Below are 22,935 nucleotides of genomic sequence, written 5' to 3' on the forward strand. Positions count from 1 at the left end.
GAAAAGCGGAACATTAAAATAGTTACAGTTTCTTTATTTTAACATAAAAAAAGAGTCCCCCAAAAGGAGGAGGACTCTTTGATTGATAGACATAATTAATATTTTATTGCAACTACTTTTCCAGTTGAATCAGTGTATATAATAATTGATGTACCACTAGATAAGTTGGAAGCATATTTAACTGAATATGTTCCATCACCATTATCTTTTATAATCTGGTAGCCAGGAGCAAGTAGATAATGACCATTACCACCAGTTACATCTAATGTCATGTTAACTGTATCAATTTTCCCGAATGTAACAGATGTAGATGTCAATGGTGATACACTTACTACTTTACCACTAGCATTATCAACTTTAAGTGCATATACTGAACCAGCTACTGTTGTATAGGAATCATTAACAGTATCAAATGTCTGGCTCTGTCCATTTACATATCCTGTAATTCTATTGAAATCACCATTTGATGTCGAAACTGTATACTGTTTTGTTACAAATACATTCGTTGTTGTTGTATCAGATGATACAAAAGCAGGATTATCAAATACAATAGCTTTTACATTATTGTAATTGTCATATGCAATTGCATTAACTGTATAGCTGTCACTTGATGTAACATCTGATAGTTTAGCAACTGAGTAATTACCATTTGCATCTTTTACATATACTACTGTGCTGCTATTTAAGTAATAATATGTGCTAGAATTTGCTGCTGCTTGGAGTGTATTGCTTGTAGCATCATACTTCCCTGATGTAAATGATGACGTTCTAAAGATAACATCACCTACACTGCTATCATAAACATTAGATACTACAGTCTTATCAGAATTAATATCAAATTTCACCAATGTACCTTTTGTAATATCATCCTGTACTGCAGCAGTATTAGATGTATCCCATGTATATACTGTATCTTTGCCATCAGCAGTTAAAAGTTCTATTTTTGCAATTAATTTTGAAGTGTCAAACGCACTGTTAAGAACTATACCATAATTTGACGAAGTTGTTATAGAACCACTAATATATCTGAATGCATTACCATCTTTATCAAGTGCAAATGTAATTTCATCTCCAGCACTGAATGTTTTTCCAGTTAAGTTTTTATAATCTTTACCAGCTACTGTTATATAATTATTAGTGTCGGTATATGTCGCTGTAACTTTACCAGAAACAGTTTTTCTTACAACATTGAGGTATATACCTACCTGATTTCCATCAGCATCGTATTGTTTACCGTAGTAAACAACATCATTAGCCTTGATGTCTGATAATTTTGCAGCATCACCAACAACTGTGTAGTGATATGCTGTTCCGTCATCTTTTACCAATGTATAGTTGCCATTATCTGTAGGCAGATATTTTGCACTATCAGTCACATTTGCAGTTACAAACATAGGATCATAATTATATCCTGTAACAACTGCATATTCATATTTACCATCATTATTATTATCAATAAGTTTTACATCAAAAGATGATGGCAAGCTGCTAACTTTGCTTAATGCTGTCAAACTTGTTAAATATCCATTGTAAAGTATTGGTAAACTCTTAACAGATACATTTGTATCAGTTGGTGGTGTTGTACTTGCATCATATACTTCACCTGATGTAGTATTAATTGTTGCATCACTATATTCTTTTACATTGTTTGTATTCTCTTCAACTAATACTGGAACACCACTGCTTGTGTAATATACATTCACATCTTTACCAACATATTTTGTAAAATCAAGACTACCAGCACTCTTTACTACATCTTTATTTGCAGCAACATCATGTAATTTTACATTTCCTGCAGCTACATTGCTCGTCTGGTCAGCTGTAGCTAAAACGATATATTCAGTTGGTGTAGCAACTTTTGATATTAATTTTATTACATTGCCATTACTATCTTTTTTTTCAGTAAGAACACCATCTGAATTATAAGTATACAAAGGCAAATCTAATGCATTGTTAACTAAAACGGCCATTTGACCACGATTTATTGTAGCATTTGCTGATAATGTAACACCATCTGTCAAACCTATATCAGCAGCTTTTGCTATAACACCATATGGCCATGATAGATTCTCTGTAACACCCAATGCTCTTAATAATAATGCAAGAGCTTCTGGATATGTTACTGTGTTGTCTGGTTTGAATGTTCCATCTGGATATCCATCAGGATTAGCAATATTTATATCTCCTGATGCCCAATAATTTGCTGGAACATCACTGAATTTTGTTGGGCCTGCTGCTACTTTTGCAGCATCCTGTAAACCCTTTGCTGCATTTACAAATGCTATCATCTGTGCTCTTGTAACAGCACCATCAGGATTGTATGTGCCATTTGGCATACCTGATACCAAGCCTAACGATTGTAGGCGATCAACTGCACTCGCATACGGTGCACTACTATTCACATCTGAAAATGTTCCTGCAAAGCCAACTGCCATTGCACTGAACACCAATGTGAATGTAAGAACCACTGCTATTAACTTTTTAAGGTTCTTCATGGAATAAATCCTCCTCCTTAATAATAATGTATATTTTTCTTTTGAAAGGTGGTACCTTCCAAAAAGCTTTTAACTATGTATGGTGGCTTTCCACCGACCTGAGTTTATTATATCATCCTGTCAATCGTGAAGTCAATAAATGTTACCAATTTGTAATAAAACTGTAATATTCATTTAACATTGTGATACATTTTAGCTAATCTATCTCATCATATGAATATATACGACATAATTGAAAAATATCCTTCTACATTATACCATAAAATCATTACATTTTTTTGTTAAAAATTTAATTTAATATTTCGGTTCTACCTCTACTTCGAACATCCTTCTCCATGGGTATTGTACTTCTATACTATTTATCTTCAATATATCATTATCATCATATCCCTTTACCAGTTTATCAAGATACTGTCTCATCTTCTCCTTTAATACTGTATCGGCTTCATTTATATTTTTGAGGTTATCAGGATTTTCTCCATTTGATTTAGCCCAATTCTGCATCTCATTTCGCACTATCCTTTGGTATACATAGTCATCAGCATATCTTATAAAAGTAAATGCATAATAATCTTTATATCTCTCGATAGATATCTTTTTATCTTTTATTCTATCAATATTTGACTTAATGCTAAGCTCAGCTATAACGGTACCTATTGAATTGCTTGGAGTATTCCAACCGGAATACGCATCAATATTTTTGAGGAGATTATTCCTTATGATATCTTGAACGAGATTCTGATCACCTCCATTTGTATATGCTACATCTGCTATCCCAAAATTTTGTCCATTATTTTTATATTTATCTATAGCACTTTTTATTCCTATTTTATTATCTATATGTGAATGTATATATACAATATTTTTTGCATCATCAGATGCTTTTCCGCCAATGTAGTCTATCTTCTCCACAGTTATTTCTTTTATTGTGCCGCCTTCGTAAGGCAAATACATGTTTTCATCTTCTTTTTTCTCAAATGCTATTTTATATGCTGGTGAAAAATTATTTTCTTCATTTATAAGCCTAGCTATTGCCAACATGCTGATCTCATCTGCGCCATGAAGCATATAGATATTTTTATATTTCTTTATGCCATTTTTAAGGTCATTGTATGCATAATTAAGCATGCTTTTCATTGTTGTATCATCAAGGCCGATTGTCAGGATTACATTCGATTTTAAGCTTGATGCTATTTCATTATTTATAAGCCCTTCTGATGCAATGACATACATATAATTAAATAGGTTTGATGGCATACGTGATTTTAATTTGTTTAATTCAATTTCATCACTATTTGATATGGCATTTTTCATCATTTTATAATATTCTATATTAGTCTGATTTTGAACGTATTTTGTGTCCTGCTCATACAGTGTAGGTGCTGCCTGTGGCATTATTGATATAAGAATAATTCTTTTGTTGCCTGACATTTCTATAATATTTTTTAACCTTGCTACTCCTTCTTTATATTTTATATTATTTAAATAATTCCGAGAAGCAATAAGCCCGCCAGATAAAAACTGATTTGTGGATATCACGACTGCAGAGACATCAGGTCTTTTTACCATAACTTTTAGCCATTCATAAAGCATATTTTGATTGCCCTTCTTCATATAGTAATCAAGTGTATCCATCGGCGGTACCAAGAGCTCCTTCCCACCTGCATTCGAGAGTATTTCTACATTTTGAAGTGATACTGGTCTTGTATCGAGGGGAACAAAGACAATTTTTTCTTTATATGCGTATTTTAAATTGTCCTTATATGAAACTTTATTACAATATACATTGATGGTTATGATAAATATTATGATGAATGTAATAATTTTCTTCATTTTAGTTCTCCTATTACTTCAAGCAAATATTGTTTTGCTATATTTTTTCTAATATATATCCATGATATTATTTTACAACAAGTTATGATATAATGCTATTGCGAGGTGACATTGATGAAAAAATTTCTTATTGCAGTCTTTATTATTGCGGTTATTGCCACTTTCGGTTATTATAAATATGAAAGAGCAGAAAACCTCAAGAAAGGTGTTCCTGTCCTTATGTACCACAATATATTTAATGGTGATATTTCATCTTCGAAGAGTGGTGTCCTTATAACGCCACAAAACTTTGAAAGACAGATGATGTATCTTAAAAATCACGGTTATGAAACTATAACTGTTGAGCAGTTGTATGATTTTATGAAATATGGTAAAATGCTTCCAAAAAAACCTATAATGATAACATTTGATGATGGGTACCTTGGAAATTATGAATACGCTTATCCTTTGTTTAAAAAGATTGGATATAAGGGGATTATAAATGTCATTGTCAAAAATGTCCCTTCACAAACAAATAAGGTTGTTACACCATATCTTCATTTTGATTGGGCAAAAGCAAAAGAAATGGCATCGAGCGGTGTTATTGAGATAGAAAGCCATACGTATAATTCACATATGTATAAAAAAAGCAAAAATGCAGATATCCCAATGCTGTCAGGACCAATCAATATAAATGGAAGGCTTGAAACGATGAATGAGTATAAAAATAGAATCAAAGAAGATTTATATAAGGCAAAAAAAGACATAGAGGATAATACCGGAAAGAATGTCACTGCTTTGGCATATCCTTATGGTATTGGCAGCGAAACAAGCAAAGATGTTGCTGCTTCTTTAGGATACAAGGTTATATTTACTATGATTGAAGGTGTCAATAGATACAAGGATGATCCATATGCTGTTAAAAGAATAACAGTACGTAATTCTGATAGCGGTGAAGATATTGTAAAGAAGATAGAGAAGTACAAAAGAATGCATTAAAGCTTATCTCAAATATATTTAATTGTTAATTTAAAGTTAAAGGGAGGTCAACTTCTAATGTCACATCCTAAAAGGTTAATTTTAGCAGAATTCATTTTAATTATTATTTACATTTTAATCTGTTCTAATATTCTTTTTGGGAATCCACATGTCGGTCTTGCAGATAATGGTGATTTCTGGCGTGTAAATAGAATAGTTGGTATAAAAGATTCTTCCTCATATTTTTATAATTCTCAAAGGTATTTTGAATATGAAACTAAAAAGATTGTAAAGCCTGAGTATTTTTCAACGCAAATACCAGTTGTTAAATTATCAAAAGTTCTATCAATCCATTTTGAAGGAACAAAAAAATATGATATTCATTTTTTAGGATTATTATATCTATTGATTTCTTCTGCAGGTCTTTTTCTATTATTTGATGGATTACGGCGACTTTTGCCACAATATTTCTTTATTTTATCAGCGATAATTGTCTTTATCTTTTCTGATGTAGGATATATTTCTTATTATAATTCGTTTTTTGGTGAAGCTTCGCTATTGTCTTTTCTTCTTTTATTTTTTGGTGGAACCATCTTTATAATCTCTTTAAATAAAATAAATATTTTTACTTTATCAGCTATCACTATATTAGCTTTGTTTTTCATAGGGTCGAAGGAAGCAAATGCTCCCTCAGGTGTCTTTTTGTCTCTATTTATCCTTACAATGTTATTTTTTACGAAACAAAAGTCAAAAAAAGTACTTATTTTAGCATCATTTTTAATTGTTTTAGGTTTTTCTTTTTATTGTTATAAATCTATTCCGAAAGAAATAAGAATGATTAATCAATATCAGACCATAACACAAGGTATTTTAAAGAATTCTAATAATCCAAAAAAGGACTTAATTGATATTGGAATTGATCCAAAGTTTTCTGTTATTGCAAATACTACTTATTATGAAGCAAATTTACCATATAAACAAGATAGCTATGAGTTAATAAATGGATTTTATAAGAAATTTTCTTATTTTAATGTATTAAAATATTATTTAACACACCCAAAAAGATTTTATGAAAAATTGCAGATAACTGCAAATAATAGTTATTTTATTAGGCCTACATATTTAGGTAATTATCAATTTAGCGATACTAAGGAGAGATTTACATTTGAGAAAAGATATTCTTTATGGAGTACACTAAAAAGAGAATATGCACCGCGTAATTTAATTTTTATTTTTATATATTTTATATTATTCTCAATTTTTAATATATATGAACTCATAAGAACTTATAAATTACACGATAAAAGGTATTTTATATTAGCATGTCTTGTTGCATTTAATGCTATTACAGCAGCCGTGCAGTTTGTAGTTCCATTAATAGGCGACGGCGAAGCTGATCTTGACAAGCACTTATTTTATTATAATGTTAACAGTGATATAATTTTTGCAATTTCAATAACTTACATAATTTACAATGCAGCTAAACTTATTAAATATATTAAGAGCCGTTCATTATTTCGAAATATGATTATAAAATCAGTTTCTATTGTTTTATTATTGTGTTTAGTTTTTGTACCATTAAGTATAAGGTACATAAACGACAATAAACCTTCACATACAATAAAAATTAATTCTTTTATAAAATTTGGGAAATATAATAACTCTCCTATATTGTGGCAAGTATATTATAATGATAAAAATCATATAAAATTAATTTCTTATAATGTATTAATTAAAAAGCAATTTAGTATAGCTGATCCTAATAATCAAAATCCAGAAAGAGCAATTTTCGGTTCTAATAACTGGAAAACTTCAATTTTGCGCGATTGGCTTAATAATAGCAATGGATTTTTATCATCTTTTTCGGTAAGTGAGAGAATGCTGTTAGTCAATTATACTCACAAATCTTTGGTTTCTACTGTTGACATAAATAAATCTGATGGAGGTATTAGGCCTCATCTTTGGAGTGATATACCGGAAGATTTAATCCAAAATTATCAAAATGCATATTATCAAATTGTTTCTGATAGAGTATGGCTCCCAGATGCAGTTGATATTGAACAAATCATAAAGTCCCATATTTCTTTAAGAAAAAAAGATATATATAATGTATATACAGGATACTGGCTAAGTATGCCATACGCTACATCACCGAGTATGGTTAGATTTATTGATACTGATGGATTCGTGTACCATAAGGATGCAATTAATAAAAATTTAGGTATTGTGCCTTGTATTTATTTACCGTCTGACATCAAAATAATAAGTGGGAATGGTACTTATAACCATCCATTCATAGTAAAATAGAATATTACGGGCTTTTTTTCTCATACTTATTGTCATATTATTTACCAACAATAATTGCACCCCATGGTATCTTTTTTAAAATCTTTGTTATAAAGTACGACACAATAAATATTATTACAAAGGCTACGCCTGTATAAATGTCAAACAGCAATGGCTTTCCTGTCTTTAAAAAGTGCATGAGGATGTCAAGTATCAATGGATGTATTAAGTATATGCCGAATGAGAGCTTCCCTGTATTTATTAAGAAGCTGCTTAGTCTATGATATCTGGATATTTGCGTTGATAATGCCATAAAGAATAATGATGCTGTTAGAGTAAATGTATACCAATAAATATTGTATAGATTAAGATTTACCGGTTTATTAATAAATATTTTTAATGATATATCTACGAAAAGATAACCTGTTATAAGTGCAATGAATAAAGTAATAAGTCCTTCTTTAGTGTAATATTTTTTCCACTTTGGAATATTTTCGCCGATATACATACCAGCTATTATGTATGATATATATGTTATAAAAAGCACTGATGAATTTTGGAAATACTTATATATGAGGTATTTAAAAATCAATATGTCTGCTATCTGGAATAGTATTATAGCTGAAGCTACTGTATAAAAATTCTTATTTATAAATTTATAGATGTAAAGTATTATCGGAAATAAAAGATACAGCTGGACTATTATAACTATAAAATACATATGGTAAAACATACCACCAAGTAATAGGTTTTTTACAGTTAATATTGATTTAAGCGGCATATGATAGCGTACAATTAAGTATGCACCATATATTATAGTCCACGATATGTATGGAAATAGGACATTTTTAAAGCGCCTTTTATAAAATACTCCCCAATCATGTTTATCACCATAATTGTACATGAGGAGCATGGCAGATGCGAATATGAATGCAGGTACGGCAAACTGTGTCAATCTATTTATCGACGCTAATATGAAATACGATATAGATGTTTTATTTAATACTACAACTGCATTGCTTGTTGTGTGTATCATTAGTACCGAGATAATCGCAATTCCTTTTAGTATATCTATCTCATTTATTCGTGATTTTGTCATTATGTCACCTTCTTCGTTATATTTTAGGAATTTTTTTATAATGTTCTTTTTAGATAAAAATGCCAATAATTTGCTGTGATATGGAGTGTATCTCCACATTTAAGGCCATAAGGGGTTAACAAATCGAACCCCTATGGTAACATGGCACTGTTATAAAGATAAAGATGCACCGATGAAATCGCGGAATAGCGGATGGGGCCTTAATGGCCTTGATTTGAATTCTGGATGAAACTGTGAAGCTACAAAAAATGGATGATCTTTTATCTCTATTATTTCTACCAATTTGTCATCTGGCGATAATCCTGATAATACCATTCCCTTTGATGTAAGCAGCTCTCTATATTCATTGTTGAATTCATATCTGTGCCTATGGCGCTCATATACAAGCTCATCATTATATGCTTCATATGCCTTTGTGCCTTCTTTTAGCTTGCATGGATATACACCGAGCCTCATCGTTCCACCTTTTTCATCAATTTCACGCTGTTCCGGCATTAGATCTATTACAGGATGTGGTGTTGCAACATTGAATTCCGTCGAATGAGCCCCTTTTAATCCCGCTACATTTCTCGCAAATTCTATGACGGCACACTGCATACCAAGGCATAGTCCAAGGTATGGTATCTTGTTCTCTCTCGCATATTGTGCCGCTCTTATCTTTCCTTCTACGCCTCTATCACCGAAACCACCCGGTACTAATATACCTTTTACACCTTTTAACAGTTCATCAACTGTGTCGTCATCTACATCCTCTGCATTTACCCACCTAATCTTAACATTTGCATCGTGGTAAATTCCTGCATGCCTTAATGATTCTACAACACTTATATATGCATCATGAAGCTCCACATATTTGCCAACTAAGGCAATTTCAACTTCTTTTGAAAGGTGCTTTTCCCTCTCTACAAAGGCTCTCCATTCCTTTAAATCTGGCTGACCTATAGGAAGATGAAGTCTTCTCAGTACATATTCGTCAACTTTTTGCTTGTCAAGCTCTAATGGCACTTCATATATTGAGTCGACATCGAGGTTCTCTATGACTGCATCTGGCTTTACATTGCAGAACATTCCAATCTTCTCTTTTATGTCCTGTGTCAATGGGAGCTCTGTCCTGCATACTATCATGTCGGGCTGAATGCCTATTGACCTCAGTTCTTTTACACTATGCTGTGTCGGCTTTGTCTTGAGTTCACCAGTTTTACCAAGATGCGGAACTAATGTAACATGTATGAACATGACATTGTCGCTGCCCTCTTCTACACCCATCTGCCTGATTGCTTCTAAGAAAGGCTGGCTTTCTATGTCACCTACTGTACCGCCAATCTCGACGATTACAACATCGACATTTTTCTCTTTGCCAACTCTGCGTATACGATCTTTTATCTCATTCGTTATATGTGGGATTACCTGGACTGTCGCGCCAAGATAATCGCCTTTTCTTTCCTTTGATATTACCGACCAGTATACTTTACCTGTTGTGATATTGCTGCTTTTTGAAAGATTTATGTCTATAAAGCGCTCATAATGGCCGAGGTCTAAGTCTGTCTCTGCACCGTCTTCTGTTACAAATACTTCGCCATGCTGATATGGACTCATTGTACCTGGATCTATGTTTATATATGGGTCACATTTCTGAACGGCTACATTTATACCGCGGCTTTTTAAAAGCCTTCCAAGTGATGCTGCTGTTATGCCCTTTCCAAGTGATGATACAACACCGCCTGTTACAAATATATACTTTGCCATCATCTCACCTCATTTTTTATTTTTTCTTATATCGGTATTTGAAATACTATTTTTTAAAGGGTTTAAACATTAAAAAAATCTCTATTTTAAAAATAGAGACTTCTATCCCTTTAATTTTTTGATGTTTTTTTTAATTTTCCTCGATAATGCCGCATTAAAAACACCCCAATAATATAAATACTTTTTTATTATATATAAGTTTTAAGAGAATGTAAAGGGGGATTATATAAAATAATGTGATATAATATATAGACAAATTTAAAACCAGTGGTCATTGTCTCACCTCCTTTCATGGAGTTTAATTTTATTATACATGCATTAGTTCGCTTTGTTGCAATATTTTGTATTTAATATTATAATGATTTTATTAAAGTAAAGGGGGAAAGTTTATGGCAGCAGATTATCATGTGCATATTGAAAGAGGCCCATACTCAATTGATTGGCTAAAAAAATTTGTCGATAATGCTTTAAATAAAGGACTTAGTGAAATAGGCATTTCAGAGCATGGATATAGATTTGATGAAGGATATGATGCATTTGGAAGTGACGGTTTTAGAGGGAAATGGGTCAAGGAATACAGCGGGCAAGATATTAATGAATATGTCTCACTGATATGTGAAGCGAAGTCAATGGGACTACCTGTCAAACTTGGTATTGAAGCAGACTATATACCCGGAAGAGAAAAAGAGCTTGAGGATTTTTTAAAGCCGTATCCTTGGGATTATGTTATAGGTTCTATTCATTGGATTGGCGACTGGGGCATCGACCTTGATGACTGCCTCGATGTATGGAAGACATGTGATGTGGACTCTGTATACTTAGAATATTTTAGCATGATAGAAAAGATGGCACAAACCGGACTTTTCGATTTTATCGGCCATATTGACCTCGTTAAGATATTTGGATACAGGCCAACACCAATGGTATTTGATAAAATAGAGAAAAATATTGCAGAGATTGCAAAGACAGGTATAGCACTTGAGGTTTCTACTGCCGGTTGGAGAAAGCCAGTAGGCGAAATTTATCCGTCAAGAGAAATCATGGCGATGATAAAAAAATATGATATTCCTATCGTAGTTAATTCAGATGCACATACACCAGAGGATGTCGCACGTGACTTTGACAATGCATATGAATATGTAAAATCTTATGGGATTGATACATTGCATTATTTCGATAAAAGAAAGAGGATACCGTATAAGATATAAATTTATGTAAAAAATCCGCCCGAATTGTTGAGCGGATTTTTTTCATTTATTATTATTGTTTTGTTTTTACTGTAAACATAATTGTGGTCGGTGTACTTAATGTTTGTTTTGTTTCAGCATTCACTAATTCAAGTTGAAGTTTGTAGTTTCCTGGATTAGCGATAGTTGCTTTAAAGATTGTCGTAATTCCATCATTTAGGCCTATCTGGTTAATATTAAAACCACTTGCTGGGCCAAAATATGCTACACCACCGGAATCAGTAGTAAATGGTTGCCAGCTATCACCAACTTTATAATATATAACTTGATTAGGTACTCCATACGTATCATCATATGTAGTGCCATATGTCGTATCTGCAACAGTCAATGTTGCTTTATATAAAGCATAAACATCATCCGTTACATTATTGGTTTTTGCTGTTATACTAAATTGATTTTCTTCACCAGCGACAAAATCATCAAAGCCGTTGCAGTTAAATGACATTGGTTGTACATCTAACTCTCCAAAATAGCTTCCAATAAGTTTAGAATTGTAATTCGAACTATCATATAAATCAATATATACATAATATTGATTTACTTTATTTACCCGTACCCTAAATTTTGTAGTTTCGTTGTAGTTGTCACTCACTGTAAAACCTTCTGTCGGGCCAAATGTTCCGTATACCTCATTGTAAGTTGTTCTTTCATACATAGGTACATCGAACCATTTACCATTATCATTATATTGCAGTGATATATCATTGGTGCTTATTGGTAAATTATAATTTGACCACACGTCATATTGGATTTTCACATTATCATATTTTATGCCGTTTTTAGTATTATTTATATTTACATTAAAATTACTATATAAGCCCATTGTTGATATGCTTAGATCGCTATTAATCTCTATTGGGGCAGTCTTTGCATCAAGTTCAAATATAGTTGAAAGTGGATTACCATAAGTATCTGCTACAAGATAATATATTTTATAGTTTGTATTTGCGTTTAAATTTCGCTTTGAAATAACCGATGCTCTATCTTTTACAATCACATCATAACCATAACTTTGCTTTATTAATTCATCTATACTAGGTTTTGTGTTATTTGGTAATTTTGCAATTGAATATATTCTTCCATTAAATTTAGGCTTATTTATAAAAAATTCTATATAATTTGATCCAAAAACACCAATGTACGGTGAACCTTCATCAAAAAAGTCTAAAAGATTTTGTGATAAATTATTACTACCACCGCTGATACCACTGCCAGTGCTTCCTGTACTCCCCGTACTTGGTACTGTAACATTTTGTCCACCAATTGTTGCTGTTACGCCACTTGCTATATTAGTATTAGCCGGTTTTTGTTCTATTGTTACACCATTCGCATTGATATTTGCTATCTCTATAGAACCTTTCCCTGTGACAGATACGGCTACATTTGCCTCAAGTATTGATACTTTTGCACCTTCTGCTATGTCTATTTTTGCATCTTTTGCGGTATCACTTACTGTTATGTTATTAACTATTCCACTCGCTACACTTACAGATACACCTGGCACATTAACTTTTACGTTGTCAAAGTTTCCTGATAGTACTATCTCCGTACCTGCTGGCAATGTCCCTTCTATTGTTACATTTGAGAATCCTTTATCAGTTGTATTATCTTCTTCAAGCTTTGCACCTGATTGTAAACTTACTGAATCAGCTTTTGTTGAACCTTGTGCAACAACTCTTACCTTTCCATCTTCTTTTCTTACAACTACTTTTGCTAATATACAATTATCAAATACTATGCTGTGTTCTCCACCGCCATTAACAGTGACTGTACCGTTTATAGTGACGTTCTTTAATGTAACATTGCCATTACCTACTGCTTTGTCAATTAATAAATTACCATTAATGATTGTATTTTGCAATATTACATCTGGTGCAGATATTAAAACATCACTATTGATTGTACTAGTACCTGTTTCTGGGCCATATGTACCTGCTTTATCATATGATACTGCCGAGGTTTGTTTTGATTGTTCAATTAATGCCCTATTGAGTAATACTATTGTTTCTGCTCTCGTTATTTGTTTTGTTGGTCCTAATGTATTATCTCCATAACCTGCTAATAATCCATTTGCTACTGCTGCATTTACTGAATTCCTACTCCAATCGGAAATCTGCGATAAATCTTTAAAACTTTTTAATACATCTTGGCTTGACGGTTGTAATTTCAGCAATCTTACAACTATCGCAGCAGCTTCCTCCCTTGTTATGGGATTATTTGGTCTTACGGTATTATCATTATAACCATCTATAAGATTCGAAGCTTTGGCTTTTTGTATGTCTGCATAGAACCAATCTGATAATTTTACATCTTTAAAGCTTATATCGGTTGTTTGTGTCAATTTAAAGCTTCTATCTATAAACGTTACAAACTCTGCTCTTGTGACTGGATTATCTGGCTTAAATGTATTGTCTTCATATCCGCTAACTAATCCCTTTGCTACCCAATCATTTATATCATTTTCTGCCCAATGTCCTTTGACATCGGTAAATTGTTTTGCATCGGATGTAGAATTTGTATCGGCAAATCCAGTAACAGCAATACTCGGTATTAACATTAATACTGCAGTTATCAATGCTAATATTTTTGAAAAACGAGTTTTAGTGTTCATATCTATTCCCCCAATTATAGCTTTTGTTTTAATGCTTTTAAAATATAATATTTTATATTACCCCCTTCCAAACATAAAAAACTAATATTTCTATCAACCACCTCCTTTTATTGTTAAAATCGGCAAATAAATTTTAAAAATTAGTCTAATTACAAAAATATTTAAGGGATAAGTTTATAAACTTATCCCTTTCTCTATATAAACCCCTTTTGCCCGCTTTAGGCATATAAAAAACCGCAGTACAAATATACTACGGCCGGTTGCACCATTATCTTCATTTAACCCAGGTGCCCAGATACAGGTTAAATATCATCGATTCCTCTTCTATATTTTTCTATTTTTCTATATATTTCTATATTCGACGTTAAATTTAATTTTCCTGCAAGATTTTAATAAAATTTTACAAAATATTTCACAGTACAAAACATTAATAGAAAATAAAATATTTATTGTGGTATTCCTTAATAGTCAGAGATTCTTCGCTTTAACTTAGAATGACAATATAATTTTTTATATCAATCCTTTTACAGCCTTTGCTCTTAAGATACTATTTAGATTATTTAAGGATTCTACTGCTTCGTGTGGTATTTCTCTATCAGTATTTACAATCATTAATGCTGTTCCATCGCTTTTATTCGGGCTTACATGCATTGAAGAAATATTTATGCCAAAGTCTCCAAGGACATTTCCTATATGTCCGATAACACCTGGAATATCTTTATTTCTCACAAAAAGCATGTATTCTGTAGGTTCGAAATTTACTTTATGCCCTAAATATTCTACTATCCTTATTTCATCACCATATGTTGTGCCGGCAAACTGTGATATTCCACCTTTTGTATCGGTAATTTTTAATATTACAAGGCTTGAATAATGGTTTATCTCGTCTATCTTGCCTTCGATTACTTCTACACCCATCTCCTTTGCTCTAAGTCGTGCATTTACAACGCTCACGCCTTCCTTTAAGGCAGGTTTTAAAAGGCCTTTTAATGCATGGAGTGTAACAACATCTGTATTATGCTGCGATATATGTCCTCTATAAATTATTTCTACAGATGATATCGGTATATCATTTATCTGATAATACAGTGCACCCATTGCTTCACATAGTTTCATATAGGGTTTTAACTCACCAAATTCATCTGCTTTTATATCAGGCAAATTCACTATGTTTCCGTAAAGTTTGCCGTTTAATGCTGTTACTACTTCTTTTGCAACTGAAATACCTACATTATTTTGAGCCTCTACTGTGGATGCGCCAAGATGCGGCGTTACAACTACATTTGGAAGCTCTAAAAGTTTATTATTAAAGTCTTGCTTTTCCCTATCATATGATGGTTCAACTTTAAATACGTCTAGTGCTGCTGCCGCGACAATCCCTTCTTTTAGCGCATTATATAGTGCATCTTCGTTTATAAGGCCTCCTCTTGCACAGTTGACTATCCTGACGCCTCTTTTTACCTTTTTAAATTCTTCTTCATCAATTATATCTATGGTCTCTTCTGTCTTTGGTGTATGGATCGTAATAAAGTCGGATTCCTTTAATAATTCATCAAAGGTTACCTTTGTTGCACCATATTTTTCAAAGCGGCTGTCTCTAATATATGGGTCATATGCGATAACTTTCATGTTAAAAGCTGCAAGCCTCGTCGCGACAAGTGAGCCAATCCTTCCAAGGCCAATTATGCCAACAGTCTTTCCACTAAGCTCGACACCTTTAAATTTATTTCTTCGAAAATCACCATTTATTGTTCCATTATATGCCTGCGGTATATTTCTCGCAATTGAAAGCATAAGGCCTATTGTATGCTCAGCCGCTGATATTATATTGCCTTCTGGTGTATTTACTACTATTATGCCTCTTTCTGTTGCTACATCGAGGTCGATATTATCGACACCATTTCCAGCTCTTCCTATAACTTTTAAGTTTTTTCCTCTTGTGATCAACTCTTTATCGACTTTTGTAACACTTCTTACAATAATAGCATCATAATCTTTTATAATATCAAGGAGTTCTTCCCGCGGTATGTCTAATCTAAAGTCGACGTCGACATACTCTTTTAGATATTCTAGGCCGCTATCCGCTATCCTTTCTGTTACTATTACTTTCACAATATATCCCCCTTTGGATTTATTTCATTATTATATGAACCTTTTTAGATCTGAAAAGATGATAATGCATCCTTTAGTGCTGCGAATGTTTTATCAATCATTTCTTCCGTTACGTATCCCATATGTCCAATGCGAATTATTTTTCCTTTAAGATGTGCCTGTCCACCAGTTATAAGGATGCCATAATTATCTGACATATATTTTATTATTTTGCCCGCTTCATACTCTTCTGGTACCTTAATTGCTGTTATAAGGTCTGATGATATTGATTCATCAGGAAAAAGTTCGAGACTTAATTCTTTTACAAAGTTTCTCACTCTTTGACCGATTGAGGCTTGTTTTTTGTATACAGCTTCCATGCCAATATTAAGCAATAGATCTGTAGCTTTTTTAGTAGCCATAATAGTTGAAACTGCTGGTGTATATGGCGTATCAGGCTTATCCTTTAAAACACCTTTTCTCGCCTTTTTAAGGTCAAAATAAAACTTAGGTAAATCTGATTCTTCTGCCATTTTCCATGCTCTTTCACTTAAAGATACAAAACTTAATCCCGGCGGTGACATGAGGCATTTCTGTGAACATGTCACAACAGCATCTAATCCCCATGCATCCATCTCGAGAGGTATACCCCCAAGCGAACTTACAGCATCTACTACAATTGGTATATTATATTTTTTCGCGACTTCTGAAATTGATTTAATATCGTTTGTAACACCTGTTGATGTCTCATTCTGTGTTACGAGCAATGCCTTATAACTTGTTTTTTTAAGAGTATCTTCTAATCTTTCTAGGTCAACTGCATTGCCCCATCCAAAATCAATGATTTCTGAATTGAGTCCGTAAGTCTTTGTTATTTCATAAAATCTCTCACCAAAATGCCCTATACTGGCAATTAGAACTCTGTCGCCTCTTTTAAAAAGATTTGCTATAACTGCTTCCATGCCGCCTGTACCTGATGATGTAAGCGTCATGACTTCCATATTTGTTTTAAATATCTTTTTAAGATTTGAATTAAGACATGAAAAAAGTTCATAGAACTCTGGTGTCCTATGGTGTAATGGTTGAAGATGACATACATCTAAAACATCGCTGGGTACCATCGTTGGCCCTGGCGTCATAAGAATTTTTCCATTCATTTTCTCACACCCTACATAAATATTTATTTAATATGATAAACTATTAAAGGGAAAAATGCAATAGGAAAATACATTTGTCTACTATTAGTAGACAATATGATTAATATAATCATTTTCTTATATATCAAAAAATATTACCTTGTATAATTCTTTTTTTCAACAGGTTCAATAAATTGAGCTTCTAAAAATTAAAAAGATAGATAAAAAAGCCTTATGTAATGAATTTGAATTACATAAGGCTTAGCTTGAAAGTGCAATATGTTTCGCATCTTACGCTTTTACAGATATTTGTGGCCCAAAGGCCATGCCATCAGTATGATTTATATTCTTCCGAGCTGTTTTAGCATCCTTAAAATCATTGCTGCCGCCATTGCCCTTGTTGATGTACCATCAGGCGACAATGTTTCAGAATCAGTACCTTGGATAAGGCCATTTATAACACCTATTGCCATTGAGTCCTTCGCCCAATCCTGTACTTTCCCATTGTCTCTAAACTTGTTAAGTTCTGCCGCATTTCCTGTTGGTAAGAACTGAGCTACTTTATTGGCTCTTAATGCATTAACTATCATAGCGGTCATTTCCTGTCTTGATATTTCTGCATTTGGCCTAAATGTCCCATCTTCATAACCTGATGTTAATCCGACTTGTTTTGCAGCTTCAACTGCACCATAATACCAGTCACTGGATTTTACATCTTTAAAAGATGGTATATTTGCATTATTTCCATCTATGGCAAGAGCTCTAGTAAGCATTGATATGAATTCTGCTCTTGTAACAGCTTTATCTGGCTTAAATGTATTATCTTCATATCCTGATATTATGTCACGGGATGCAAGTACTTTAATATCATCCTTTGCCCAATTTGATGCAGTATCAGAGAAATTAATATCTTTTGCCATCAAAGCGTATTCTGAGAAATGTGTAAGATTTACAGTCACTGTATTATTTGTAGTATCAACTGTACCACCTACAGATTCCCATCTTCCATCTTTATAAGTAAATACAGATATCAATCTCTCATCTATGCCATTTAAGTTTTTGTCATCATACTTAAATACTGCTTTTACAGGCTTGCTTGGTTGTACACCATTTGTATCTATTTCATAGGCACTTCCTATTAATTTAATATTTGAGGTCTTATTTATATCTTCTACTTTTAATGGTGTTATTTTTAATGTCACTTCACCATTGAATGTGCCGTCAGCAAAAGTCATTGATAAATCTTTTGCAGCTGTTTCAACGGAAGCACCGTCAATAGGAACTTTTACGGTTTTGCTTTCTGTTGAGGTATTATCACCTGTTGTTGGTATTTCCCCTGTGCCACTTGATGGTGGGTTTGTACTTCCGCCGCTTGAAGGTAGTGTCGAACCGCCGCCTCCTCCACCTGGTTGTGATACTTCATTTACCTTTATATTGACAGTTGTTGAAACACTGCCATATGTTATGTCAAGGACTGTTTCACCTTTGCTTAAGCCTTTTACTAGGCCTTTATCAACAGAGGCAATACTTGAATCTTTTACAACGTATGTCGCATCATTTGTAATATCTGTCGTTGTTCCATTAGAATAATTTGCAGTAATTTTTAGCTGAACTGTATCACCTTTATTTAATTCTACTTTTTCATGATCTGAAACTATATTCTTCAGTGTCACACTCTTTGGTAATGCATTTACACTGACGTTTATCCTCGTTAACATATTACCATCTTTGTCGTTTACCACAATTAATCCTGCATAATTTGACGGTGTTTCAGGTATTGTCATCTTCGCATTCATACTGCCTGTTTCATTTTGCTTTATTGTCTCGCTGCCAGTTACAGTCATATCTGACCCTTTAACAGCATCACTTGCAAACAGTGCTTTCTTTGAAAGATTTACAGTCGCTTTACCAGATGGCACTGCAAATGCATTTACATCAAGTATATATGTTCCTGCTGGCAAGGCTTTAAGCTTTATACTTTCATTAGAATCCCCATCTGCGTCCATTGCATATTGTGATAGCGACTTATCATCGTCATTTAACTTAAATAGATACAAGTCAAGGTCATCAGCAGGATTGTCATCGCTAATAGATACTTCATAGACAAAATTAGGATTATCTTTTGTTACTTTAAAAAACTCAATATATCCATGTCCAAAAAGATCTGTGTCACTATCACTATTAACATCTATCACAGGATGTGTAACTTTAGGCGGTGTATTTAAATCAACCAGACCTGTTCCTACATATTTCACGTCTTGATCTGCATCAGTTAAATTTGTAAGACTAAACTGCTTTTCAAGATTTGTACCTACTTCACCTGATTCACTCCAAGTATCAGGTTTTGGAACAAGTCCTGTCAGCATGAATTTCAAATCATACTGTGCAACTGGGACTGATGATGCAAAACTTTCATATACATTTACTTCCCAAACACCTGGAAGTGGATTATATACCGATCTTGTAACAGTTGGCGTATCAGGTGTTGTATATAATATTTCGTTAGGATTATATTCTATGCCATTTGGATCAAATAGTGTTGCTCTGATCCTTCCAACACCTTTTTCTGTTTCAAGTGATGTCAAATCGATCTTAAAACTCTTTACACCGTCAGGTACTCTATAGAAATGCCTTGTATAATGTGATACAGGTACTTCTCCTTTTGTATCGCTTAAATACAATGAATCTTTATCAAGGTTAGTTGGAACAACAATTGTAACGGGTATCGAACCATCTATCAACTTTGTAGCTGGATCATCAAGTGTAATTACACCACTATTTAATCCAGGCTGTAATTTTGATTTATCTATTGATAAAACTACATTACCAATCTGACCCGCTGGTATATTTAATGTAGATTTATCTAATGATATATACCCTATACTATTTGAAATGTTAAGGGTAATATCAGTGCTTCCATCGTTTTTGATATATGCATTAACAGTATCAGGTATATTGCCGTTTCTTACGTATACACCTGTTGTGTTTGTGATTTTTTCCTTGTAATCTGTAGCAACTTCTATGTCGTCCTTAGTAGCACCAAGTTTATTCTTAATATAATCATATGCGGCAACAACATCGGGAAGTCCGCCACCTTCTTCGACAGGTGCATAATCGCCGATATGTCTAGCCGTCTTGATCAAGGCTTCACTTACAAGTTCTGGATCTAACCTGTCATTAGGTCCAATTAGTTTATCTTTTCTGGCTGCTGATAATAGAAGTGCTGATAAACCAGATGTCTGTGGTGCTGCCATACTTGTTCCCTGATATAGATCATATGGTCCTCTGTATTGGCCTCCTGCCCACACATCCCATTCCGGTACACTTGATATAGCAGAACCAGGTGTTATGATAGTAGGCTTTAATCCACCATCTTCTCTTGGACCAACAGATGAGAAATACCAAAGTCCATCACCTGGAACATTATATCCATATTCGAGCCATGTATCGTGTGAAATATATGCGCCAGAGGTAATTGCTTCTGTGCTGTCGCCAGGTGCACCAATTGAATTTATGCCAGGTCCTTCATTACCTGCTGATATAGAAAATATTATATGATATTTTTTTGAAAGTTCATTTGCAAGCTGTGATTCTGGTGATGTTCCATCATTTATATCTGGCGATGAGCCAAGGCTCATATTCACTATGTCTGCGCCATTCTTAGCTGCATACTCCATAGCAGCCATAATGCCTGATGTTGCACCACCGACATTCGTGCCAAGTGCTTTTAATGCCATCACCTTCGCACCTGGAGCTAATCCTCTTAAGCTTCCACTCCCGGTAGATATGCCTGCAACATGTGTACCATGTGAGCCACCTGGAAAACCTAAATTTGCAATGTATACACCATTGTCTCCTTTGAATATGCCTGTTAAGACAAAATTCATCTTTGCTGGTGGCGCACCTTCTGGTACATTTGGATCATTAGGAAATGAAGCTACAAAGGGTGTATTAAGCTTTTCTATTCCATCTTTATATGGTATAAGAGGTGTATCATCAGCAATGTTGTTGTTTTGATTTGTGTCAACAGCTACTATATCGGGTGAACCATTTCCATCGATGTCGATACCTAAGACATAATAATTGTCAGTCTTATCACCATCTCGGTTGAAATCAAAACCTGTATTAGCTCCAGGTCTATATCCAAAATATATTTCATTAGGAAATATATTTTCATGGAGCTCTCCTACATAAACCTTTGCTCCGTCAGGAATGACGTCAGGCATCTTAATATATGTACCTGTATCTGGGATGTATACTTCTTTGTAGACTTCATTGTATACTTCACCATATACAGATTGATTAACAGTATTAATAGTAGTTAGTTTTAAAGCATTTAAAATATCATTGTATGCCTTATTTTCTACATTTGGCTTTATTGTAATTGCTGGGCTACCATAGACATCACTATATACTGATTGAACTGTTGTCTCGATATTTAATGAAACATCTCCCTCTCCAGTGAAGTCCTGCCAATCGATCACCTTTATATCTCCATCTGCATTTTGAAGCATCTCATGGATAGGATCTACGCCAGTATCTATTATGGCAATTGTTACACCTTTCCCGTCATATCCCATTTGGTAGAATTTATCCGCATTTGTATCATCCTCTGTTGATTCAACATCTGGTTTAAACGGAAGTTTATTTACATAATTTATTGGATTTCTTTCTTTTGGATCAACATTATAGATATTATCAAGCGATATGCCTTTGATGCCTGTCACATTCAATAACTTTGATAGGTTATTCTCATTAATATCCAATGTGAATATATTGTCGCCTACCTTTTTGGATGTACCAATTTTATTTAATTGGCTTGTCAAATCTGTTCCATCGGATAGAATAACTAAGTTATATGAATGTGAAGTAGTTAATAGGCCATTCGTCAATGGACCATTTTGTTTTGCATTTTGTGGTAACCTAATTCCATTTAGAGAATTGATAAAATTAGTTACCTCTTGTTTATCATTTGAGAAAAATTTTATTGCATTTTGATTTGTATTAAATATCTCGGCATTGGCATATGAGCCAATTGTCCCAAATACCATAAGAAATGTTAGGATTAACACTAAAAGTTTTTTTCTCATTACCTTAACCCCCTTTTATATTTATTATTTGTAAAAACTATCCTCCCTCCTAATAAAATCTATATCAAGGCATATGCCATGATAGCTGTATAATTATACTTGATTTTTAAGCTGATATTCGAAGTGTTTTATTTAAATATATTAATATTTATTAACCATTTGTTTCCTATTTATGATTTATATTCTATAACATAAACAAATATTATGCAATAGGTATTATTAAAATTTTATTTTTTCGATTTTTCTATTATTTGCATAATAATTTTAACTATAATATATTTTTATTATTACAACTTTTTTATAAATACATGTTTTATTAAGATATTCAATAAAAAACAAGCCGC

The 22,935-nt window shown here is 33.2% G+C and carries 11 protein-coding genes and 1 riboswitch; of the genes, 3 read left to right on the forward strand and 8 right to left on the reverse strand.

Going from position 1 to position 22,935, the window contains the following annotated elements:
• Window positions 1–95: 95 nt before the first annotated feature.
• Entirely contained in the window at window positions 96–2,495 is a 2,400-nt protein-coding gene (locus tag CPG45_RS05540; protein WP_096231002.1) for an S-layer homology domain-containing protein, read from the reverse strand.
• Between the two features lie 294 nt (window positions 2,496–2,789).
• Complete coding sequence (locus tag CPG45_RS05545) at window positions 2,790–4,328, reverse strand: DUF4127 family protein (RefSeq protein ID WP_096231003.1); 1,539 nt, start codon at window positions 4,326–4,328, stop codon at window positions 2,790–2,792.
• A 114-nt stretch (window positions 4,329–4,442) separates the two neighbouring features.
• On the opposite strand from CPG45_RS05545, the gene CPG45_RS05550 reads away from it, so the two are divergent.
• Both CPG45_RS05550 and wsfD read left to right on the forward strand, forming a co-directional pair.
• Window positions 4,443–5,306 carry a polysaccharide deacetylase family protein gene (locus tag CPG45_RS05550; protein WP_096231004.1) on the forward strand — a complete coding sequence of 288 codons (864 nt, stop codon included), beginning with the start codon at window positions 4,443–4,445 and terminating at the stop codon, window positions 5,304–5,306.
• A gap of 57 nt (window positions 5,307–5,363) precedes the next feature.
• Complete coding sequence (gene wsfD, locus CPG45_RS05555; protein ID WP_096231005.1) at window positions 5,364–7,592, forward strand: glycan biosynthesis hexose transferase WsfD; 2,229 nt, start codon at window positions 5,364–5,366, stop codon at window positions 7,590–7,592.
• Between the two features lie 37 nt (window positions 7,593–7,629).
• Here the strand turns inward: wsfD and CPG45_RS05560 are convergent, their stop codons facing one another.
• Both CPG45_RS05560 and pyrG read right to left on the reverse strand, forming a co-directional pair.
• Complete coding sequence (locus CPG45_RS05560) at window positions 7,630–8,670, reverse strand: acyltransferase (protein WP_096231006.1); 1,041 nt, start codon at window positions 8,668–8,670, stop codon at window positions 7,630–7,632.
• A 150-nt stretch (window positions 8,671–8,820) separates the two neighbouring features.
• Window positions 8,821–10,416: a CTP synthase gene (pyrG, locus tag CPG45_RS05565; protein WP_096231007.1), complete on the reverse strand. Its 1,596-nt coding sequence runs from the start codon at window positions 10,414–10,416 to the stop codon at window positions 8,821–8,823.
• A gap of 389 nt (window positions 10,417–10,805) precedes the next feature.
• Between pyrG and CPG45_RS05570 the strand changes: the two genes are divergently transcribed.
• A complete protein-coding gene (locus CPG45_RS05570; RefSeq protein ID WP_096231008.1) occupies window positions 10,806–11,624 on the forward strand; it encodes a histidinol-phosphatase in 819 nt (272 codons plus the stop codon).
• A gap of 52 nt (window positions 11,625–11,676) precedes the next feature.
• Here the strand turns inward: CPG45_RS05570 and CPG45_RS05575 are convergent, their stop codons facing one another.
• The 4 genes from CPG45_RS05575 to CPG45_RS05590 form a co-directional block, all read right to left on the reverse strand.
• Complete coding sequence (locus CPG45_RS05575; RefSeq protein WP_096231009.1) at window positions 11,677–14,274, reverse strand: S-layer homology domain-containing protein; 2,598 nt, start codon at window positions 14,272–14,274, stop codon at window positions 11,677–11,679.
• A gap of 246 nt (window positions 14,275–14,520) precedes the next feature.
• Window positions 14,521–14,603, reverse strand: a riboswitch (cyclic di-GMP riboswitch).
• A gap of 181 nt (window positions 14,604–14,784) precedes the next feature.
• Entirely contained in the window at window positions 14,785–16,386 is a 1,602-nt protein-coding gene (serA, locus tag CPG45_RS05580; protein WP_096231010.1) for a phosphoglycerate dehydrogenase, read from the reverse strand.
• A 44-nt stretch (window positions 16,387–16,430) separates the two neighbouring features.
• Window positions 16,431–17,522 carry a pyridoxal-phosphate-dependent aminotransferase family protein gene (locus CPG45_RS05585; protein WP_096231011.1) on the reverse strand — a complete coding sequence of 364 codons (1,092 nt, stop codon included), beginning with the start codon at window positions 17,520–17,522 and terminating at the stop codon, window positions 16,431–16,433.
• Between the two features lie 320 nt (window positions 17,523–17,842).
• Window positions 17,843–22,591: a S8 family serine peptidase gene (locus CPG45_RS05590; RefSeq protein WP_096231012.1), complete on the reverse strand. Its 4,749-nt coding sequence runs from the start codon at window positions 22,589–22,591 to the stop codon at window positions 17,843–17,845.
• Window positions 22,592–22,935: the final 344 nt, after the last annotated feature.

The sequence above is a fragment of the Thermoanaerobacterium sp. RBIITD genome, from assembly GCF_900205865.1.
Lineage (GTDB): Bacteria > Bacillota > Thermoanaerobacteria > Thermoanaerobacterales > Thermoanaerobacteraceae > Thermoanaerobacterium.